Here is a 21,175-nt window from a genome sequence, read left to right as displayed (position 1 = left end):
CCGAGCTCAGCGACCCTTGCGCTCCTGCGCACGACGCTCGGCGCGGTTCTGCGGCGCCTCGCCGCCCGACCGCTGGCCGAACGCCCCGCGCTCTCCGCCCTCGACGGCCTGCTGGGGCGACTGGCTCTCGGCGACGGCGCGACGGGCGCGCTGCGTCGCCGCCTGCTGCACCTGGCCGCGCTGGTTGCGCACCTCGACGCCGCCCGAGTCGCTCGGCGCGGTGTAGCTGAGCTTCTCGTCGGGCGTCGACTCGCGCGCGAGTCCCTTGGCCTCGATCGTGGTGGCCGCGCCGGCTCCGGCCTGCGGGGCGACCTCGACCTCGAGGTTGAACAGGAAGCCGACCGTCTCCTCGCGGATCGAGCCCATCATCTGCTGGAACATCGCGTAGCCCTCGCGCTGGTACTCGACCAGCGGGTCGCGCTGGGCCATCGCACGGAGCCCGATGCCGTCCTTCAGGTAGTCCATCTCGTAGAGGTGGTCGCGCCAGCGACGGTCGATCACCGAGAGCACGACGCGGCGCTCGAGCTCGCGCATCGCGGGGCTGCCCAGCTGCTGCTCGCGGCGCTGGTAGGCGAGCTTCGCATCGGAGATGATCTCGCGACGCACGAACTCGCGGTTCACGCGGCCCTTCTCGCCGGCCTCGGCGACGACCTCGTCGATCGTGATGCCGATCGGGTAGAGCGTCTTGAGCTCGGCCCACAGCGCGTCGAAGTCCCACTCGTCGGGGTTGCCGTCGGCGGTGTGCTGGTCGAGCACCTCGTCGATGACGTCGTCGAGGAACTTCTGGGTGCGCTCGTGCAGGTCGTCGCCCTCGAGGATGTGGCGGCGGTCGGAGTAGATCGCTTCGCGCTGGCGGTTCAGCACGTCATCGTACTTGAGGACGTTCTTGCGGATCTCGGCGTTGCGCGCCTCGACCTGCGACTGCGCCGAACGGATCGCTCGCGTCACGACCTTCGACTCGATCGCGACGTCGTCGGGCACCCCGCGCGACATGAGGCTCTCTGCGGCACCCGCGTTGAAGAGGCGCATGAGGTCGTCGGTGAGCGACAGGTAGAACCGGCTCTCGCCCGGGTCGCCCTGACGGCCCGATCGACCGCGCAGCTGGTTGTCGATGCGGCGCGATTCGTGGCGCTCGGTGCCGAGCACGTAGAGACCGCCGGCGGCCAGCACCTTCTCGGCCTCGACCGCGACCTCGGCCTTCACGGCCTCGAACACGTCGTCCCAGGCGGCTTCGTACTCGTCTGGCGTCTCGGCGGGCGAGAGCCCCTTCTCGTGCATCTGCTGCACGGCGATGAACTCGGCATTGCCGCCGAGCATGATGTCGGTGCCGCGGCCGGCCATGTTCGTCGCGACGGTGACCGCACCGAGCCGGCCCGCCTGCGAGACGATCGCCGCCTCACGTGCGTGGTTCTTCGCGTTCAGCACCTCGTGCCGCACGCCCTTCTTCGCGAGCAGGCGCGAGAGGTACTCGCTCTTCTCGACGCTCGTCGTGCCGACGAGCACGGGCTGGCCCTTCTTGTGGCGCTCCACGATGTCCTCGACGACCTGCGCGAACTTCGCCTCCTCGTTCTTGTAGACGAGGTCGGGCTGGTCGATGCGCACCATCGGCTTGTTCGTCGGGATCGGCACGACCCCGAGCTTGTACGTCGACATGAACTCGGCCGCCTCGGTCTCGGCGGTACCGGTCATGCCGGAGAGCTTGTCGTACAGGCGGAAGTAGTTCTGCAGCGTGACGGTCGCGAGCGTCTGGTTCTCGGCCTTGACCTGTACGCCCTCCTTCGCCTCGATCGCCTGGTGGATGCCCTCGTTGTAGCGACGGCCGACGAGGATGCGGCCGGTGTGCTCGTCGACGATGAGCACCTCGCCGTTCATCACCACGTAGTCCTTGTCGCGCTTGAACAGCGCGTTGGCCTTGATCGAGTTGTTGAGGAACGAGATGAGCGGCGTGTTCGCCGACTCGTACAGGTTGTCGATGCCGAGGTAGTCCTCGACCTTCTCGATCCCGGGCTCGAGCACGCCGACGGTGCGCTTCTTCTCGTCGACCTCGTAGTCCTCGCCGGCGACGAGGCGGTCGGCGAGGCGCGCGAACTCCGCGAACCAGCGGTTCGCCTCGCCCGACGCGGGGCCAGAGATGATGAGCGGCGTACGCGCCTCGTCGATGAGGATCGAGTCGACCTCGTCGACGATCGCGAAGTGGTGGCCGCGCTGCACCATGTCGGAGGCCTGCCAGGCCATGTTGTCGCGCAGGTAGTCGAAGCCGAACTCGTTGTTCGTGCCGTAGGTGATGTCGGCCGCGTACTGCTCGCGTCGCACCTGCGGCGTCTGGCCGGCCACGATGCAGCCCGTCGTCATGCCGAGGGCGCGGAAGACGCGACCCATCAGCTCGGACTGGTAGCTCGCGAGGAAGTCGTTGACCGTGATGACGTGCACGCCGCGGCTGGTGAGCGCGTTGAGGTAGGCCGCGGTCGTCGCGACGAGGGTCTTGCCCTCACCGGTCTTCATCTCGGCGATGTTGCCGAGGTGCAGGGCGGCGCCGCCCATGAGCTGCACGTCGAAGTGGCGGAGGCCGAGGGTCCGCCGGCTCGCCTCGCGCACGGCTGCGAAGGCCTCGGGCAGCAGGTCGTCGAGCGACTCGCCGCTCGCGTAGCGCTCGCGCAGCTCGACCGTCTCGTGCTTCAGCTCGTCATCGCTGAGCGCCTTGAAGCCCTCTTCGAGTGCGTTGACCGCCGCCGCGTAGTTCTCGAGCCGCTTGAGGGTTCGACCCTCGCCGACGCGGAGGACCTTTTCAAGAATCGAAGCCACGAATGTTCTCCTGTTGTTTCATCGGCGCCGCATCATCGGGTGCAGGCCTCGGGTGGCCTCGGCGCCCGTTGCCGCCTGTGCAGCGGTCATCATAGCCATGCTAGTGGGCCGCGACCTGAGCGACCCCGCCACCGCATCCTCGGATGCGGTGGCGGGGTCGTCGGCGAAGCCTGTTCCGATCAGGATGCCACGGGCTCGCGCCCGCTCGTCACGGGGGTGTCGATCGCACCCTCGCCGTGCTCGTCGAGGCCGATGACGCCGTAGTCCCAGCCCTTGCGGCGGTAGACCACGCTCGGCCGGCTCGTCTCGGAGTCGATGAAGAGGTAGAAGTCGTGTCCGACGAGTTCCATGAAGTAGAGCGCCTCGTCGACGGTCATCGGTGCCGACGCGAACACCTTGCGACGGATCACGACGGGCGTGTAGACCTCGTCGTCGCCCATCTCGTCGGTCGTCTCGACCACCGGGATGCTGCCGGTGCGCACCTGTTCGAGCACCTCGACGCCGGCCGCCTGGACGCCGACCCCGTTGAAGCCGGCCTCGGCCGCCTCGCGGAGCGAGGTGTGCCGGTGGTTGCCGCCGCGATGCACCTTGCGCCGGTCCTTCGCGCGGCGGATCCGCTCGAGCAATCGCCCGAGTGCGACGTCGAACGCCGCGTACTTGTCGGTGCCGTCGGCCTCGGCCCGCACGACGGGCCCCTTGCCGAAGAGCGTGAGCTCGACGCGATCGAGCCCGGGGTTGCCGTTCTTCTCGTTGTGACGGCTGAGCTTCACGTCGAGGGAGATGGCGCGGTCGGTCAGATGCGTGACCTTCTCGGACTTCTCCGTCGCATAGGCGCGGAAACGGTCCGTGATCCCCAGGTTTCGTCCGACGATGTTCAGTTCCATGACGACCTCCGTTCACCGGCGTGTCACCCGGTTCTGAAGGGTGGATCGACCACGCCTGTCCTGCCACCGTAGCCCGCCCGCCCGGCAAAGTCACGGAGTGTTTCCGTCGAGTTCGCCGAGAGCCGAACATGGCGGAGCGGGGTCTCGGCGAGCACGGCCGCGCCGACGGTCGACGCCCCTGCCGCACGCAGCGCGCGGGCGGCCTCCGCCATGGTCGCGCCCGTCGTCAGGACGTCGTCGACGAGCAGGAACGAGCGGTCGTCGAGCGGACGGTCGGCGGTGAGGCCCCCGGCGGCGTTCGCGCGTCGCGCGTCGGCCCCGAGCGCCGCCTGGTCGGCGCGTTCGCGAGCGAGTCGCAGCACCCGGGCCGGGCGCAGGCCGCACCGGGCGAGCAGCAACTCGACCGGGGCGTAGCCGCGCTCGCGCATCGCGCGTCGCGTCGACGGGACGACGGCGATCTCGATCGGCGTGCTCGGGTCTCGACCGCTCGCCGCGGCGTGGCCGACCTCGCCGCCGGGCCGATGGGGTGCGACCGCGTCGAGCGCCGCTCGTATCGCATCGCCGAGGGCGGTCGCGAGCACGGGCGCGGCGTCGGTTCGTCCGCCGTCCTTGAAGGCGCCGATCACCGCAGCCGCGACCCCCTCGTACTCGAGCGCCGCGTGCACGGCGAACGCGCCCTCTGGGCCTTCCCGGAGGACCGCCCGCGGCGATCCGGCGAGCTGCACGCGGCATTCGCCGCAGACGCTCCGGTCGGGCCGTCCGCACCCGGCGCAGACGACGGGCACGAGCACGGCGAGCGCGTCGAGCACGGCTCCCCCGGCGGCCGCGGCGAGTGCGGTGAGCGTGCGAAGCCCGGCGTTCATGCGACCAGACTGTCCCGGATCACGAGCGTCGGGGCCGCGGGCCGAGCCGCACGCGGACGATGTCGGCAGCCGGCGCCTGGGGAGGACGGGTCGGCTCAGTCGGGCATCTGCACCGACACGAAACCGAGGTCGGTCGCCCGCTCCTGCCAGGTGACGCCGCTCGGCACCTCGAGGGCCCCGCCGGAGGTGAGTACGCGCAGGCTCCGCTCGCCGTTGCCGGCGTCGAGCGAACGGCCGTCGGCCGGACCGGCGGTGTCGTCGGGCACGCCGCCGAGGTCCTGCACGAGCACGCGGGTGTCGCCGCCCGGGAGCTCGACGAGGGCGGCGACCCGGTTCGCATCGAGCCAGGCGACGTCGCGCGGCGTGCCTGCGATGCTCGCGAGTCGCAGCACGGTCTTGCCGAGCGCGACCGGCAGGCCGTTCTCGTCGCGCTCGATCGACGCGGCGACGAACCGGGCGCGTGTGCCGTCGCCGAGCAGCGCGATGATGCGCGTGCCGTCGCGCGACACCTCGAGCGCGGCGATCGTCGAGCCGACCCACGGCACGGCGAGCGGGATCGGGTCGCCCGACGGCGGGTACGCGACCAGCTCGCCCGGCGCGGCCGCCGGCACCGACCACACGACCCCCTGCGGGTCGATCGCCGGCACGATGAGGCCGGGGCGGGGGTCGAGCTCGGCGAGTTCCTCGCCCGCCCGCACGAGGGAGACCCCCGCATCGTTCCGCACCGCGACCGACGTTCCGCCGGCGCCGACCGCGGCTCCGTCGGGTGCGAGTCCCTCGACCTGGGGCGAGACGCCGTCGATCGGCTCGATCTCGTCGTTCGACGAGGCCAGGTGGCCGAAGCTCGTGCCGTCGTACACGACGGGTCGCGGATCGACCGCGGGATTCTGGATCGGCGGATCGGCGAGCGGCGGCGGGTCCTGGGGTGCCCCGTCGATCGACAGGGCGACGTCGCTGACGTCTCGCACGCTGCCGACGAGGGTCGCGTCGAGCTGCTCCTGCATGCGCTGCACCGTGCGCGTGTCCTCGAACTGCGCCCCGGACAGGTCGACGCTCGCGGTGCCGTTCGCGATCGGCACCGAACTCTGCTCGAGCGCCGTGCCCTCCGGGAACGAGGTCTTCACTCCGGGGAGCAGCCATTCGGCCGGTCCGGCGAGCAGTGCCCGCACGACGTTCGTCTGCGCCGCATCGGTGCGTGCGAACCAGCGCAGGTCGGGCACGAGGTAGCGGAAGTCGGCCGAGTAGAAGTAGAGCTCGTAGGAGCGGTACACCTCGCTGAAGGTGAGTTCGTCGATCAGCAGGCCCTGCGGCGCCTCGGCGATGCGCCACTCGCCGTCGACGGTGACGAGACGGTACGGCAGCGTCGCCTCGGCGGTCGTCTCGGGCAGCTCGTACTGCCCGGTGGCCGTGAGCGCTGCGGCGGGCGTCGCCGTGACCGAGACCTCCGACTCGGTCGCGCCGTCGGCGACCTTCGGCGCATCGATGGTGCGGTCGGCGCGCACGTCGATCGTGGTCCCGGCGTCGGGATGCCATTCGGGATAGAACTCGTCGGTCAGGTACTGCCGCGCCACCTGATAGTTGCCCCGCGGGCTCGCCGCCGCATCGATGAAGCCCAGCACGATCTGCTCGGGCGAGGCGCCCGGCTGCGGGCCGCGCACGAAGGTGTCGAGCTCGAGCGATTCCTCCACCGGATCGGGGTGGCCGACCCCTACCGGCCCTGACGTGGGCAGGGCGACGCAACCCGTCAGCATGGTTGCGACGACGAGCAGCAGGGATGCCGCGAACGGGCGTCTACGCATCGTGCCGACCTCCGTCCGAGGCATCCAGGTCGATCGCGGTCACGACGCCCGTGGGCGGCGGTCCGGTCGCATCGACGTCGTCGGGTTCGAGCGGCAGCGGCGACACCACCGCCTCGGCGTCGCGCGTGCGGGGCAGGGTGAGCCGGAACACACTGCCGGCCCCGGGCTTCGACCAGACGTCGAGCACGCCGCCGTGGGCGACCGCGTCCTCGAGCGAGATCGCGAGCCCGAGCCCGGTGCCGCCGATCGTGCGGGTGCGACTCGGGTCGGCGCGCCAGAAGCGGTCGAACACGCGGGCGCTCTCCACCTCGGTCATTCCCAGTCCGTAGTCGCGCACCGACAACGCGACCGCCGACTCGTTGCTGTCGACGGCGACGACGATCGGCTTGCCCTCGCCGTGCTCGATCGCGTTGCCGAGCAGGTTGCGCACGATGCGCCGGATCCGGCGCGGGTCGACATCGGCGTCGAGGTGCCCGCCGGGTGCGACGAGCCGGAGCTCCGAGCCGTGCTCGCGCGCCAGCTCGTGCATCGACTCGATCGCGTCGCCTGCGAGGTGCACGAGGTTCGTCGGCTGGGTCGTGAGCTCGACCGAGCCGGCGTCGTAGCGACTGATCTCGAGTAGGTCGGCGAGGAGCGTCTCGAACCGGTCGGTCTGCGTGTGCAACAGCTCGACGGTGCGCGAGGTGGGACCTGCGAAGTCGTCGCGCTGGCCGTACAGCACGTCGCCCGCCAGCCGGATCGTCGTGAGCGGGGTCCGCAGCTCGTGCGAGACGTCGGAGACGAATCGCTGCTGCATGACCGAGAGCTCGGCGAGCTCGCGGATGCGGGCCTGCAGGCTGTCGGCCATGCCGTTGAACGAGGCGGCGAGGGTGGCCAGCTCGTCTTCGCCCTTCGACGGCATGCGCACCCCGAGGTCGCCCGCCGCGAGTCGGCGGCTCGTGGCCGCCGCGGAGCGGATCGGTTCGATCACCCAGCGGACGACCAGCAGGGTGATCGCGCTGAGCAGGGCGAGCAGCGCGATCGCCCCGATGATGCCGACGGTCTGCATGAAGGCGAGCGTCTCCTGCGCGTCGGCGAAGTTGTAGCCGATGTAGAGCCCGTAGCGGCCGGCCTGCGGCACGGTGATGCTCGACGCCACGACGACACCCGGATCGGTTCCGCCGGCGCCGTCCTCGAGCGCGACCGACTGCCAGAACTGCCCCTCCGGGTTGTCGGCGACGCGCTGCTGCAGTTCCTCGGTGATGACGCCGTCGAGCGCGGGCGCGCCGCGATCGGGCGGAGCGACCCTGTTCGGCTCCTCGTCGATGCGGAAGTACGCGATCGCGGTCGACCCCGACACGGATTGGACGGTGCGCGCGGTCGAGTTCATGAGGGCCTGGAGTGACGCACGGTCGCTCGCGTCGGACGAGTTGAGGATGCTCTGCGCCGCGGTGGTCGCGTTGTTCGATGCGCCGAGCGACTCGTCGAGCTGGTTCTGGAAGAGGTTCGAGGCGACGCTGAACGAGATGTAGAGGCCGATCACGAAGATGGCGAGGGATGAGAGGGCGAGCGTGATCGCGACCGTGCGGAACTGCAGGGAGCGTCGCCACAGTGCCGCGAGCCGCCTCGGTTGCTCTCGCCACGATCCGGCGAACGGCATCGCCGCGGCATGGGCCTCCGTCATCCGCCCGTCGCCCGGTCTCAGGTGGTGGCGCCGGCACGGTAGCCGACGCCGCGGACCGTCATCACGATCCGGGGGTTGTCGGGGTCGTGCTCGACCTTGGCGCGCAGCCGCTGCACGTGCACGTTCACGAGGCGGGTGTCGGCCTTGTAGTGGTAGCCCCACACCTGTTCGAGCAGCATCTCGCGCGTGAACACCTGCTGCGGTTTCGAGGCGAGCGTCAGCAGCAGGTCGAACTCGAGCGGGGTCAGGTTGATGCGGCTGTCGCCGCGGCGCACCTCGTGGCCGGCCGCGTCGATCACGAGGTCGCCGATCGGCAGCGTCGCCGACGCCGTCTCGGGCGTGGGCCGCAGCCGCGTGCGGATGCGGGCGACGAGCTCCTTCGGATTGAACGGCTTCACGATGTAGTCGTCGGCGCCGGTCTCGAGCCCCTTGACCACGTCGGCCGTGTCGCTCTTCGCCGTGAGCATGATGATCGGCGTGCCCGACTCCGCGCGGATCCGGCCGCAGACCTCGATCCCGTCCATGCCGGGAAGCATGAGGTCGAGCAGCACCAGGTCGGGCTTGTGCTCGCGGAACGCGGCGACCGCGGCGCCGCCGTCGGCGCAGAAGACGGGCTCGAAGCCCTCGGTGCGCAGCACGATGCCGATCATCTCGGCGAGGGCCGTGTCGTCGTCGACGACGAGTACGCGTGGAGTCATCCCGTTCGTTCCTGTCAGCAGCCGATCGCCCGGCGGAATCCGGTGTCCCCCAGCGTAACCGGTCGAGGGTGCGCATCGGCCGAATGTGCGAGCATGGGGGCACCCCGCCGGAAGGAGCGCGTAGACGTGTCGGATCACGACTGGCAGGCGCCGGGTGGCGCGAACGGTGCCCAGCCACCGGTCCCGCCCACGGCCGTGCCGCCCGCCGGGGGGAATCCGCCGCCCGGGCAGTACCCGCCGCCCGCGTACCCGCCGCCCGTCGCCCCGACCCCGCCCCGCGGCGACTACCCGCCGCCCGCGTACCCGGCTCCGGGTTCGTATCCGGCTCCGGGTTCGTACTCGGCTACCGCCCCGTACCCGCCCCACGGCGGGTTGCCGCCGGCCGGTGGATTTCCGCCGCCCGTGCCGGGGTGGGCGCCGCCGCCGAAGCCCGGGCTCCTGCCGCTGAGGCCGCTCGGGTTCGGCACCCTGCTGTGGGCGCCGTTCCAGACGTTGCGGCGCAACCCGGCCGCGACCTTCGGCTCCGGTCTCATCGTGCAGCTCATCACGGTCGTCGCGACACTCGCCGTGATCGTCCCGTTCATGATCCTGATCTTCAACCGCGTCGAGAGCGCGGCGACCTCCGACGACGCCGACGCCCTGGCGTCCGGTGCGGTCGGAGGGTTCCTGCTCCTCATGCTCGTGCCCATCGCGATCACGCTCGTCGCGAGCGCGTTCCTGCAGGGCGTCATGGTCGTCGAGGTCGCGAGCGGCACGATCGGCGAACGCCTCGCGTTCGGTGCGCTCTGGCGACGGGCCGCTCGCCGGTTCGGCCCGCTGCTCGGCTGGACGGCGATCGTCACGGGCGCGGTACTGCTGGCCGTGATCGGCTTCGTCGCCCTCATCGCGGCCGCGGCGGTCGCGGGCACCGCGATCACGGGCGGCCCGGCCGGCGCCATCGGCGGACTCGTGATCGGGCTCGTCGGCGGGCTCGGGTTCCTCGTCCTCTCAGCGTGGCTCACGACGAAGCTCGCCGTCGTGCCGAGCGCGATCGTGCTCGAGCGCGCCGGCGTCGCACAGGCCGTGCGCCGTTCGTGGCGGCTGACGACCGGCTACTTCTGGCGGACGTTCGGCACGCTGCTCCTCGTCGCGGTCATCCTCTACTTCGCGAGCCAGCTCGTCACGCAGCCGGTCTCGCTGATCGGCACGATCCTCGCGGGGGTCATCGACCCGACCGGCTCGGGCGCCTCGATCGGCATCATGATCGCGACCGTCGTCGTATCGCTCGTGCTCACGATCGTGATCAGCGCGATCACGGCCGTCGTGCAGGCGGCGCTCGTCGCGGTCATCTACATCGACCTGCGGATGCGCCGGGAGGGCCTCGACCTCGAACTCGCGCGCCACGTGGAGGACCGCGACGCGGGCCGGCCCACCGGCGATCCGTATGCCACTCCGACCATGTCCGGTCCGGCGGCGACGCATCACGACGGCCCCGTGCCCGACGCCTCGGCTGGCGAGACCTGGACCCCGCGCTGATCGTGCTCCTCGCGACCCCGCTCGATCCCGACGCGCCCGAGGCGCGCCGGTGGCTCGAGGACGAACTGCAGAAACCCGAGTACCAGAACGCGAAGCCCACGGCATTCGATCTCGCGATGCAGGCGATCCGCGACTGGATCGCCGACCTCCTCGGCGGAGCCGGCGGCGTGCCCGGGCCTGTCGTCACGCTCATCGTGGTGCTCGTGATCGTCGCGCTCGTCGTCGTCGCCTTCCTCGTGTTCGGGCTGCCGCGCCTGCGACGCGCCCGCCGAAACCCCCTGCCGCTCTTCGACGACCACGACGTGCGCGACCTCGGCGAGATCCGCGCGGCCGCCGACGCCGCGGCCCGCGCCGGCGACTGGCCGCGCGCGATCGAGGAGCGATTCCGTGCGCTCGTACGCGGCATCGTCGACCGCGATCTGGTCCAGGTCCATCCCGGCACGACGGCCGGCGCCTTCGCGGATGCCGCGGCCCGACCCTTCCCCTCCGAGGCCGGGTCCCTCGCCTCCGCGGCAGCCGCGTTCGACGACGTCCGCTACTCGGACGGCACGGGCGACGTCGTCGGCTACGACGAGCTCACCCGCCTCGAGCGCCGCATCGCCGAAACGCGCCCGGCGGGAGCGGCGGACGTCGAGGCGGAGGCGGTGCGATGAGCCCGCCCGCCACGACGTCCCTCGAGGCGCCGCCCCCCACCGCGCCGGACGACCCCGCCGCACCGGCCGGAGCCACCGCGCTCACCCCCACGATCCGCGCCACACTGCGTCGCCGGCGCATCTGGATCGTCTTCGCCGCCCTCGTCGCGCTCGGGGTGCTCGCGATCAACCTCATCGGCGGCACGGCCCGCGGCGGCGGCCCGCTCCTCGGTTCCGACAATGCGGCGCCCGGCGGCGCGAAGGCGCTCGTCGAAGTCCTGCGCGGACACGGCGTCGACGTGACTCCCGTCGAGAGCTACGACCTCGCACTGGACGCGGCGAAGTCCGGATCGACGGTGCTCGTGTACGACGAGCTCGGCGTGCTCACGGCCGACCGCTACTCGAAGCTCGGGCTGTACGCCGACCGGCTCGTCGTCGTCGCCCCCGACTTCGTCGCGCTCGAGGCGCTCGCGCCCGGCGTCCGGCTCGCGGGCTTCGCGAGCGGGCCGCTCGACGACGTCGCCTGCGACGTGCCCGCCGCGCGCCGGGCCGGTTCGCTGTCGGACGGACAGGGGCTGCTCAGGGTCGACGACGACGCGGCGGCCGACGGATGGCGGGGATGCTTCCGCGACGAGGGCGACGCATTCGCCGTCGTCACCGGTGAGGGGCGGGGCGGTGAGATCACGCTCGTCCCTGCGACGACGTCGTTCGAGAACGGCCGCATCACCGAACACGGCAATGCGGCGCTCGCGATCGGCCTGACGGGTGCGTCCGAGCGCCTCGCCTGGTACCTGCCCGGGCCGACGGACGCCGCCGCAGGCGAAGCGCCCACCATCGCCGAGCTCACGCCCGGCTGGGTCTCGCCCGTGCTCGCCCTCGCCGTCATCCTCACGATCGCCGCAGGAGTGTGGCGCGGTCGCCGGTTCGGACCGCTCGTCGCGGAGAACCTGCCCGTGCAGGTGCCCGCCGGCGAGACCAGCGAGGGCCGCGCGCGCCTGTACGCGCGGAACACGGCGCGGCTGCACGCACTCGACCAGTTGCGCATCGGCTCCATCGGCCGGCTCGCGCAGGCGTTGCGGCTCCCGCGCGCGGTCGACGTCGCGAGCCTCGCCGAGGCGGTCGCCGCATCGACGGGGCGCGACCCCGTGGCCGTGCGGCAGCTGCTCGTCGACGCGCAGCCCGTCGGCGACGCGGACCTCGTGCGCCTCGCGGGCGAGCTCGGCGAGCTCGAAGCCGACGTACGTGCGAGACTCGCACCCGAGACCGGACCAGGAAGGCGACCATGACCGACCCGATCGCGAACGACCCGATCCCGCGCGGAGCCACGGCGGCACCCGCCACCCCGGCTGCGCCGGCCGCACCCGTCGCGCCCGCCGCACCCGTCGCGCCCGCCGCACCCGTCGCGCCCGCCGCACCCGTCGCGCCCGCCGCCTCGCCCGACGCCGAGCTGCGCGCCGCCCTCAACCGGGTCCGCGTCGAGGTCGGCAAGGCCGTCGTCGGGCAGGACGGTGCGGTGACCGGCCTCATCATCGCCCTCCTCACGCGTGGGCACGTCCTCCTCGAGGGCGTGCCGGGCGTCGCGAAGACGCTGCTCGTGCGCACGCTCAGCCGCACGCTGGAGCTCGACACGCGTCGCCTGCAGTTCACGCCAGACCTCATGCCGGGCGACGTGACCGGCTCGCTCGCCTACGACCCGCGCACCGGAGAGTTCGCGTTCCGCGAGGGACCGGTGTTCACGAACATCCTGCTCGCCGACGAGATCAACCGGACGCCTCCGAAGACGCAGTCGGCGCTGCTCGAGGCGATGGAGGAGCGCCAGGTCTCGGCCGACGGCATCACCCGGCCGCTGCCCGATCCGTTCATGGTCGCCGCGACCCAGAACCCGATCGAGTACGAGGGCACGTACGCCCTCCCCGAGGCGCAGCTCGACCGCTTCCTACTGAAGCTCGTGCTCGACGTGCCCGAGCGCGACGCTGAGATCTCGCTGCTGCGCCGGCACGCCGACGGGTTCGACCCGCACGACCTCGCCGCGGCCGGCGTCGAGCCGGTGCTCGGCGCCGCCGAGCTCGCCCGTGCCCGCTCCGCCGCGGCCGCCGTGCGCGTCTCCGACGACGTGCTCGCCTACCTCGTGGACCTCGCCCGGGCGACCCGCCGAAGCCCGTCGATGCGGCTCGGCGTGAGCCCGCGCGGCACGACCGGACTGCTCGCGGCGGCGAAGGCCTGGGCCTGGCTCACCGGCCACGACTCGCTCACGCCCGATCACGTGCAGGCGATGCTGCTGCCGGTCTGGCGCCATCGTGTCCAGCTGCGCCCCGAGGCCGAGCTCGAGGGCGTGTCGGTCGACCAGGTGCTGCGCGGCATCGTGCAGCAGGTGCAGGTGCCGCTCTGAACGCGGGGCGGGTGCACCCGACGCCGATCACGACGGAGCCGTTCCGATGGCGCTGACCGGCCGCTTCGTCCTGCTCGTCGCCCTCGGGGTCGTCCCCGTGGTGATCGCTGGGCTCACCGGCGCGCCCGAGGCCTGGCTCGCGCTCGTCGGCTGGCTGTTCGTCGTGGTCGGCGCCGGCGCCGTCGACCTCTCGATCGCGGCGTCGCCGCGACGGGTGGCGTTCGCGCGCGAGCTGCCCGAGCGCGTCCGCCTCGGTGAACCGGTCGCCTCGGTGCTCGTGGTGCAGAATCTCGGCGGCCGGACCATGCGCGCCACCGTGCGCGACGGGTGGGAGCCGTCGGCCGGCGTCGACGGTGCGAACCGCACTCGCCTCGTCATCCCGCCCGCCGAGCGGCGCCGCATGACCCTGCGGCTCGTGCCGGTGCGCCGGGGCGACCGGCGGACGGCGCAGGTCACGATCCGTTCGGCCGGGCCGCTCGGGCTCTGGGCCCGCCAGGCGACCCTCGCGGCACCCGGCCGCGTGCGGGTGCTGCCGCCGTTCCATTCGCGGGTGCACCTGCCGTCGCGGCTCACGCGCCTGCGGGAGCTCGACGGTCGCACACCGCTGCTGATCCGCGGCCAGGGCACCGAGTTCGACTCGATCCGCGAGTACGTGCGCGGCGACGACGTGCGCTCGATCGACTGGCGCGCGACCGCGCGCCACATCGACCCCGAGGTGCCGGGCAACGCCCGGCTGATGGTGCGCACGTGGCGTCCCGAACGCGATCGGCGCATCGTCATCGTCGCCGACACCTCACGCACCGCCGCCGCGCGGATCGCCGACGAACCCCGCCTCGACACCGCCTACGAGGCATCCCTGCTGCTGGCCGCGCTCGCCACGCACGCGGGCGACCGCGTCGACTTCCTCGCGACCGACCGGCGTCTCCGCGGGCGCGTGCACGGCGCGACCGGACCCGACCTGCTCGCCCGCATGGTCGACACGATGGCGGGCATCGACGCCGAGTTGCTCGAGGCCGACTGGTCGCTCGTGCCGGGGCTCGTCCGCCAGGTCACGAGCCGGCGCGCGCTCGTCGTGCTGCTCACCGCCGCGGACTCCCCCGGCAGCTCACGCGCTCTGCTCTCGATGCTGCCGCAGCTCACCTCGCGGCACACGGTCGTCGTGGCGTCGGTCGCCGACCCCGCGCTCATCGAGGCCGGCCGTCAGCACGACGACCTCGAGGCCGTGTACCGGGCCGCGGCCGCCCAGCGCGGACTCGACGACGGCGAACGCGTGGCCGCCGCGATCCGCAGGCTCGGCGGGCAGACCGTGTCGGCGTCGCCGCTCGAGCTGCCGCCGGCCCTCGCCGACCGCTACCTCGACCTGAAGGCCTCCGGGCAGCTCTGAGGCGATGCGACGCACGCTGTCGCACGACGACTCGATTCGAGACATTCGCCCGAGGTTCACGCGCCGACGAGTTCGGGGTCGCTACGCTCTGGAAGGCGCCGTCGAGGCCGTGCGCCGCGTCCGCCGACCGCTCGATCCGCCGAGCCGGTCCCAACGAAAGGCACTCAGATGTCCGACACAGCACCCGCCGTCGATGCACCCTCGACCGGCAAGAAGCTCACCGCCGAGCTCCTCGGCACCTTCATCCTCGTCTTCGGCGTGATCGGCACGGCGATCTTCTCGGCGGCCGACGGCGTGGGCCTGCTCGGCGTCGCCTTCGGCCTCGGCCTCTCCGTCGTCGTGGGCATCTACGCCTTCGGCCCGATCTCGGGCGGCCACTTCAACCCGGCCGTCACGCTCGGGCTCGCGATCGCCGGCCGGTTCGCCTGGCGCGACACGCTCGGCTACATCGTCGCGCAGATCGTCGGCGGCATCCTCGGCTCGGTCGTGCTGCTCGGCATCCTCTCCACGGGGCCGAAGTTCGACATGGCGATCTTCCAGGGCGTGTCGACCGGCTACGACGAGCTCTCCCCGGGCGGGTTCGGCCTCGTGTCGTTCTTCATCGCCGAGATCGTCGCGACCGCGGTGTTCCTGTTCGTGATCCTCGGCGTCACCTCGGCCGGCCGCGCCGCGTCGAACCTCGCCCCGCTCGCGATCGGCCTCACCCTCACGGTGCTCGTGCTCGTCGCCGGGTACGTCACCAACGGCTCGTTCAACCCGGCCCGCTCGATTGCGACCGCGATCTTCGGCGGCCAGCTCGCCCTGAGCCAGCTCTGGGCGTCGATCGTCGCACCGATCGTCGGTGCGCTGCTCGCCGGCATCATCTACAAGGCGGTCTTCGACCGGCCGACGCGCCTCACGGCGTAGGTTCGCCCGGCCGTACGGCCGCGATCGCACGAAGGCGGATGCCCCGAGGCATCCGCCTTCGTCGTGTCCGCCCTCCCGACCCGATGAGGCAGCCTCCCGACCCGAGGAGGCTGAAGGAACGGACCTGGGCGGAGGTCGCGCGTCAGCCGGCGACGATGCGGGTCGCGCCCGCCTCGAAATCCACGAGGTCGCCGGTCGCGCCGGCCCGCCACGCACGGCGACCGACGACGAGCATGTAGAAGAGGAGCGCGCCGAGCGCGAGTGCGCCGATGCCGATCTTCACGGGCCACGGCCACGGCGCCGGGGTGACGAAGCCCTCGATGACGCCGGCGACGAAGAGGAAGAACACGAGCCCGATCGCGACCGTGAACAGCGCCCGCGCGTCCTCGGCGAGCGCGACGCCCCGCGGCCTCGGCCCCGGTGCGACCCACGCCCAGAAGATGCGCAGTCCCGCGGCCGCCGCGATGAACACGCACGTGAGCTCGAGCAGCCCGTGCGGCGCGATGTAGAGGAAGAACGTGTCGCCCTCGTCGTACGTGAACATGATGGCGGCGTTGATGCCGAGGTTCTGCGCGTTCTGCATGATCACCCAGGGCACCCACACCCCGAGGATGCCGAACGCGACGCACTGCGCGGCGATCCAGGCGTTGTTCGTCCATACCGATCCCGCGAACGAGCCGGCCGGGTGCTCGGAGTAGTAGGCGACGAAACCCTCCTCCGCGATCTGGCGGAGCTCGCGCTCAGAGCCGAGCGAGGCGAGCACGCGCGGATCGCCCATGATCCACCACGCGTAGAGCCCGGCGATCACGAACGTCGCGAGGGCGACCGCGAGCGTCGGCCAGCGAAGCCGGTAGAGGGCGGCAGGCAGGTCGGCCGCGACGAATCGGGCGAGCCGGCGCAGCGGATTCTCGGGCGCGGCCGTGAAGCGCAGGCGCGACCGCGAGAGGCTCAGCGAGAGACGGTCGCCGAGGGCGGTCGAGCCCGCCGTCGACTTCACGAGCGACAGGTCGGATGCCGCGGCCTGGTACCGCTCGATGAGCTCATCGGTCTCGGGGCCGGACAAGCGCCGCGATCCGCGCGCGAGCGCGTCGAGCCGCTGCCAGTCGTCGTGGCGTGCGGCGGCGAGGGCTTCGAGGTCCATCTGCTTGAATACTACCCATGGCGTCTCCCACCGGCACGGCACCCCAGGGGGCCGCCTTCGTGCGGGTCGGCCGGTTCCAGGACGACGGCGTGCTCACCGGCGAGGCGGTCTCGCTCGACGTGCGCCCCGCGAGCGTGCTCATGCGCGCCGGCGGTGCGGCGATCGACGTGCTCGTGAGCATCGCGCTCATCCTCGGGCTGCTCTGGATCGTCGCGAGCCTCGGCGCCGACGAGGCGGCGCTGCGCGCGGCGATGATCGCGGGCATCGTGACCGTCATCGTGATCGTGCCGACGGCGGTCGAGACGGCGGCCCGCGGTCGTTCGCTCGGCAAGCTCGCGCTCGGACTCCGGGTCGTCCGCGACGACGGCGGCGCGAGCGGATTCCGGCACGCGTTCATCCGCGCGCTCGTCGGCGTCGTCGAGATCTACATGACGTTCGGCGGGCTCGCGCTGCTCGTCGGCTTCCTCAATCCGTCGTCGAAGCGGCTCGGCGACATCCTCGCCGGCACCCACTCGCAGGTCGAGCGGGTGCCTGCGCCGCCGTCGAACGCCTTCGGCGTGCCGGTGCAGCTCGCGGCGTGGGCGACGACCGCCGACGTCGCACGACTGCCCGACCCGCTCGCGCGACGCGTCGCGTCGTTCTTCGCGAACGTCGAGCACCTCGTGCCCGAGAGCCGCGCACGCGTCGCCGCGTCGCTCGCCGCCGAGGTCTCCCCCTACGTGTCGCCGGTGCCGGCCGCGCCGCCCGAGCTCTTCCTCGCCGGGGTCGCCGCGCTCCGCCGCGAACGCGACGCCGCGGCGCTCTCGCTCGAAGATGCGCGCATCGCCGCACTCGCGCCCGTGCTCACGTCGCGCCCGGCCGGGTTCCCCGAGCGCTGACGTCGGCCACGAGGCATCCGCGCCGCACGCACGTCGGACTCCGGCGCGGCGCCGCACGCCGCGCACCGCCCGCCGGCTCGCCGACGAGCGGATGCACGCGCTCAGTACCGGTAGTGGTCGACCTTGTACGGGCCCTCGACCGGCACGCCGATGTAGGCGGCCTGCTCGGGGCTCAGCGTCGTGAGCTGCACGCCGAGCGAGTCGAGGTGCAGGCGGGCGACCTTCTCGTCGAGGTGCTTCGGCAGCACGTACACGCCGACCGGGTACGCGTCGGGACGGGTCCACAGTTCGATCTGGGCGAGCACCTGGTTGGCGAACGAGTTCGACATGACGAACGAGGGATGGCCGGTGGCGTTGCCGAGGTTCATGAGGCGTCCCTCGCTCAGCACGAGGATCGAGCGGCCGGTCGGCAGCCGCCACTCGTGCACCTGGGGCTTGATCTCGACCTTCTCGGCGCCCGCGAGCGACTCGAGCGCGGCCATGTCGATCTCGTTGTCGAAGTGGCCCACGTTCGCGACGATCGCGAGGTGCTTCATCGCGAGCATGTGCTCGAGGCGGATGACGTCCTTGTTGCCCGTGCACGTGACGAAGATGTCGACCTCGCCGACCGCGTCTTCGACGCGGGCGACCTGGTAGCCGTCCATCGCGGCCTGCAACGCGCAGATCGGGTCGACCTCGCTCACGATGACGCGCGCGCCCTGGCCGCGCAGCGCCTCGGCGGCGCCCTTGCCGACGTCGCCGTAGCCGACGACGAACGCGACCTTGCCGCCCATGAGCACGTCGGTGGCGCGGTTGAGCCCGTCGGGCAGCGAGTGGCGGATGCCGTACTTGTTGTCGAACTTCGACTTCGTGACCGAGTCGTTGACGTTGATCGCCGGGAAGAGCAGCCCGCCGGCGGCGTGCAGCTCGTAGAGCCGGTGCACGCCGGTCGTCGTCTCTTCGGTGACGCCCTTGAGCTCGGCGGCGATACGGGTCCAGCGGTCGGGGCTGAGCTCGAGCGAGCGGCGCAGGGTGTCGAGCACCACGCGGTACTCCGCGCTGTCGCCCGGGGATGCCTCGGGCACGGCGCCCGCGGCCTCGACGTCGCGACCGCGGTGCACGAGCAGCGTGGCGTCGCCGCCGTCGTCGAGGATCATGTTGGGCCCGATCCAGTCGGCGCCGGCCGCCGTCGCCTCGGCGCTCCAGTCGAAGATGCGGTCGGTGCACCACCAGTACTCGTCGAGGGTCTCGCCCTTCCAGGCGAACACCGGCACCCCCGCGGGCGCGTCGACGGTGCCCTCGGGACCGACGACGACCGCGGCGGCCGCCTCGTCCTGCGTCGAGAAGATGTTGCAGCTCGCCCACCGCACCTGCGCCCCGAGGGCGACGAGCGTCTCGATGAGCACCGCGGTCTGCACGGTCATGTGCAGGCTGCCGGCGATGCGGGCCCCCGCGAGCGGCTTCGCGGCGCCGAACTCGGCGCGCAGCGCCATGAGCCCCGGCATCTCGTTCTCGGCGAGCCGCAGCTGGTGTCGCCCCGCCTCGGCGAGCGAGAGGTCGGCGACCTTGAACGGGAGGGCGATGGTGGCGGGCTCGATGCTCATGCCGACCATTCTCGCAGGCCCGCTAGCCTTGCATGCGGATGCACGAGACGGCCCCCGATCGTGTGAGGACGACCCCCTGGAGGAGCCGCATGCTGAAGGTCACCGTCATCGTGCCGACGTTCCGCTCCGGGCCGGGCCTCGACCGCCTGGTCTCCTCGCTCGACGCGCAGTCGATGCCTGAGCGTGAGTTCGAGGTGATCTTCGTCGACGACGGTTCGCCCGACGACACCTGGCTCCGCCTGCAAGGCATCACCGGTGAACGCGACCACATGTCGGCATACCGCATCCCGCCGTCGGGCTGGCCGTCCCGCCCGCGCAACACGGCGCTGGAACATGCGCGCGGCGAGTACGTCCTCTTCCTCGACCACGATGACGAATTGGGACCACATGCCCTTGAGGCCGGATACGAACTCGCGAAGGCGCACGGCGCCGATGTCGTGAACGGGAAGGAATCGCGTACCCACCTCCTGGGCTGGGCGATGACGGTCTTCACCGAGAACCGCGGAAACGCGATGGACCCGCTGGTGCCGGTCGCACTGATGCCGATGACCCCGCACAAGATGTATCGGCGAGCGCTCCTCGAGGAACACCGCATCAGATTTCCCGAAGGCGGTCGGCGGATCTGGGAGGACATCCACTTCAATCTGGACGTGTATGCGAAAGCGAAGACGGTATCCGTCCTCGCCGACACCGCGTTCTATCACTGGGTCTGGACGGGCGCGAACTCCTCGGCCGATGAGTACCAGGATGACCATATCGAGTACTGGCACCGGCTCTCCGAGCTCATCGATCGAATCAGGACGACGCTTCAGGAGCCGCGGCTCCACCCGCTTCGCGACGCGCTCCTGCTCGTGCAGTACCGAGCACGCATCCTCGGCTTCGTGTTGACCAAGGTGAGCATCGACGACCCGGCCGACGTCGCGACGGCGGACGCCATGGCGAGGAGATACGTGGACTCCCTGCTCACACCGGAGCTCGAGCGCGAACTGACGGTGGATGAACGCGCGAAGACCTTCCTCATCGCCGACGGCAGGGTCGATCTTGCACGCATGTTGGCGACGGTGGATGCCGGTGTGTCCGGCCGAGCGACGATCGAACGTCTGGCGTGGCAGGACGGGAGGCTCATGCTCACCGGCAGCGCGTCGTGGGCCGGCAGAGAGCTCGCGGGCCCCCGCCTCCGGGTTGGGGCCAACGGCCGAGTCGTCCGAGATCTTCCGCCCGAACTCGAGGCCGCTCTCCCCGCCGAGCTCCGAGATGCCGAAGACGACGTCGCGCGCGCCTCCGTCGAGCTCGGTGTGCGCGACGAGGCCACGAAGGCCGTCTGGCTGCTGACGACGGAGGTCGAGCGGCTGCGTCGTGTCGACTCCGAAGGCAGGCTGACGCTCGAGTTGCGGTTCTCGTCGGCCATCGATCCGCGCAGTTCGATCCTCGGCAAGCCGATGCAGAACGGTGAGTGGAGCGTGAACGCGCGTACGTCGCTCGCAGCCCACATCAATCACAGAACCGTCGCCGGGAGCCTGAGCTCCGCGCCCGCGGTGATCGATGGCCGCGCCGCGATCGCACAATTCGACGATCGCGGTGTCCTCATGATCAGTCTTGGCGAGCCCGAGCAGATCCTCGACCATGTATCGCTGAACGCGGCTTCGGCCGACGTGACGAGAACGTTCGGTCGGTTCGATGTCGTCATACCGGTCGTTCCACCACTCGCGGTCTTCGGTGCAACGACCGTCGTCGGTGTGGCAACGGCGCAGGCGAGGCCCGACGAGGACGTTCCACGGTGGCGCCGAGCCGCGCGCGTACCTCTTATCGGGCCGATGCTCACCGCCTCCGCCTCGACCGACGTGACCGGCGAGATCGAGTTCGCCTCCGGCGAGTCCGGCGAAACCGTCCTCCGGATCGGGTTCCCGCGAATGCGGCCCGGGACATTTCGACTTACCGGGGTGATCGGTTCGCGCGAAATCGCGCTCCCGCTCCGGCTCGTCGTCGGACTGCGCGGTGCGCGCCTTGAGATCGTCGCCGACGGGACCTGAAGCGAGCG

16 protein-coding genes are annotated in these 21,175 nt (G+C 71.6%); 8 read left to right on the top strand and 8 right to left on the bottom strand.

The window, feature by feature from the left end:
* Positions 1 to 6: 6 nt before the first annotated feature.
* The 6 genes from secA to mtrA all read right to left on the bottom strand — a co-directional run bounded on the left by secA (position 7) and on the right by mtrA (position 8,709).
* On the bottom strand, positions 7 to 2,802 hold the full coding sequence (gene secA, locus PX701_RS13735) for a preprotein translocase subunit SecA (RefSeq protein WP_231431546.1): 2,796 nt from the start codon (positions 2,800 to 2,802) through the stop codon (positions 7 to 9).
* Between the two features lie 179 nt (positions 2,803 to 2,981).
* On the bottom strand, positions 2,982 to 3,686 hold the full coding sequence (gene hpf / locus PX701_RS13730) for a ribosome hibernation-promoting factor, HPF/YfiA family (RefSeq protein WP_231431547.1): 705 nt from the start codon (positions 3,684 to 3,686) through the stop codon (positions 2,982 to 2,984).
* 23 nt (positions 3,687 to 3,709) lie between these two features.
* Positions 3,710 to 4,549, bottom strand: coding sequence for a ComF family protein (locus tag PX701_RS13725; RefSeq protein ID WP_275506618.1), 840 nt, complete (start codon positions 4,547 to 4,549; stop codon positions 3,710 to 3,712).
* Positions 4,550 to 4,644: 95 nt separating this feature from the next.
* Positions 4,645 to 6,348, bottom strand: a complete 1,704-nt coding sequence (locus PX701_RS13720; RefSeq protein WP_231431549.1) for an LpqB family beta-propeller domain-containing protein — start codon at positions 6,346 to 6,348, stop codon at positions 4,645 to 4,647.
* Positions 6,341 to 8,011 (bottom strand): MtrAB system histidine kinase MtrB, encoded by a 1,671-nt coding sequence (gene mtrB / locus PX701_RS13715; protein ID WP_231431550.1) that lies wholly within the window; start codon positions 8,009 to 8,011, stop codon positions 6,341 to 6,343. Before mtrB ends, PX701_RS13720 begins: the two co-directional genes overlap by 8 nt.
* Before the next feature lie 17 nt (positions 8,012 to 8,028).
* Positions 8,029 to 8,709 (bottom strand): MtrAB system response regulator MtrA, encoded by a 681-nt coding sequence (gene mtrA, locus PX701_RS13710; RefSeq protein WP_231431551.1) that lies wholly within the window; start codon positions 8,707 to 8,709, stop codon positions 8,029 to 8,031.
* Positions 8,710 to 9,111: 402 nt separating this feature from the next.
* Between mtrA and PX701_RS13705 the strand changes: the two genes are divergently transcribed.
* From PX701_RS13705 to PX701_RS13680, 6 genes are all read left to right on the top strand, one after another.
* A complete protein-coding gene (locus tag PX701_RS13705; RefSeq protein WP_231431552.1) occupies positions 9,112 to 10,224 on the top strand; it encodes a DUF7847 domain-containing protein in 1,113 nt (370 codons plus the stop codon).
* A 2-nt stretch (positions 10,225 to 10,226) separates the two neighbouring features.
* The gene (locus PX701_RS13700; protein ID WP_275506617.1) at positions 10,227 to 10,877 is read left to right on the top strand and encodes a DUF4129 domain-containing protein; all 651 of its coding nucleotides are present in this window, start codon (positions 10,227 to 10,229) and stop codon (positions 10,875 to 10,877) included.
* On the top strand, positions 10,874 to 12,142 hold the full coding sequence (locus PX701_RS13695; protein ID WP_275506616.1) for a DUF4350 domain-containing protein: 1,269 nt from the start codon (positions 10,874 to 10,876) through the stop codon (positions 12,140 to 12,142). The genes PX701_RS13700 and PX701_RS13695 overlap by 4 nt, the downstream gene beginning before the upstream one ends.
* The gene (locus tag PX701_RS13690; RefSeq protein WP_275506615.1) at positions 12,139 to 13,245 is read left to right on the top strand and encodes an AAA family ATPase; all 1,107 of its coding nucleotides are present in this window, start codon (positions 12,139 to 12,141) and stop codon (positions 13,243 to 13,245) included. The genes PX701_RS13695 and PX701_RS13690 overlap by 4 nt, the downstream gene beginning before the upstream one ends.
* 46 nt (positions 13,246 to 13,291) lie before the next feature.
* Complete coding sequence (locus PX701_RS13685; RefSeq protein ID WP_275506614.1) at positions 13,292 to 14,629, top strand: DUF58 domain-containing protein; 1,338 nt, start codon at positions 13,292 to 13,294, stop codon at positions 14,627 to 14,629.
* A gap of 168 nt (positions 14,630 to 14,797) precedes the next feature.
* Entirely contained in the window at positions 14,798 to 15,535 is a 738-nt protein-coding gene (locus PX701_RS13680) for an aquaporin (RefSeq protein ID WP_275506613.1), read from the top strand.
* 142 nt (positions 15,536 to 15,677) lie between these two features.
* On the opposite strand, the gene PX701_RS13675 is transcribed toward PX701_RS13680, so the two are convergent.
* Positions 15,678 to 16,676, bottom strand: coding sequence for a stage II sporulation protein M (locus PX701_RS13675; protein WP_275506612.1), 999 nt, complete (start codon positions 16,674 to 16,676; stop codon positions 15,678 to 15,680).
* Between the two features lie 17 nt (positions 16,677 to 16,693).
* Here PX701_RS13675 and PX701_RS13670 point away from each other — a divergent pair, with 17 nt between their 5' ends.
* The gene (locus PX701_RS13670) at positions 16,694 to 17,554 is read left to right on the top strand and encodes an RDD family protein (RefSeq protein ID WP_275506611.1); all 861 of its coding nucleotides are present in this window, start codon (positions 16,694 to 16,696) and stop codon (positions 17,552 to 17,554) included.
* A 101-nt stretch (positions 17,555 to 17,655) separates the two neighbouring features.
* Here the strand turns inward: PX701_RS13670 and ahcY are convergent, their stop codons facing one another.
* The gene (ahcY, locus tag PX701_RS13665; RefSeq protein WP_231431560.1) at positions 17,656 to 19,137 is read right to left on the bottom strand and encodes an adenosylhomocysteinase; all 1,482 of its coding nucleotides are present in this window, start codon (positions 19,135 to 19,137) and stop codon (positions 17,656 to 17,658) included.
* Positions 19,138 to 19,226: 89 nt separating this feature from the next.
* On the opposite strand from ahcY, the gene PX701_RS13660 reads away from it, so the two are divergent.
* Positions 19,227 to 21,167 carry a glycosyltransferase family 2 protein gene (locus PX701_RS13660; protein WP_275506610.1) on the top strand — a complete coding sequence of 647 codons (1,941 nt, stop codon included), beginning with the start codon at positions 19,227 to 19,229 and terminating at the stop codon, positions 21,165 to 21,167.
* The last annotated feature ends 8 nt before the right edge of the window (positions 21,168 to 21,175 follow it).

Source organism: Agromyces chromiiresistens (assembly GCF_029167465.1).
In the GTDB taxonomy this organism is placed as follows: domain Bacteria; phylum Actinomycetota; class Actinomycetes; order Actinomycetales; family Microbacteriaceae; genus Agromyces; species Agromyces chromiiresistens.
This window is presented reverse-complemented; position numbering and strand designations above follow the sequence as displayed.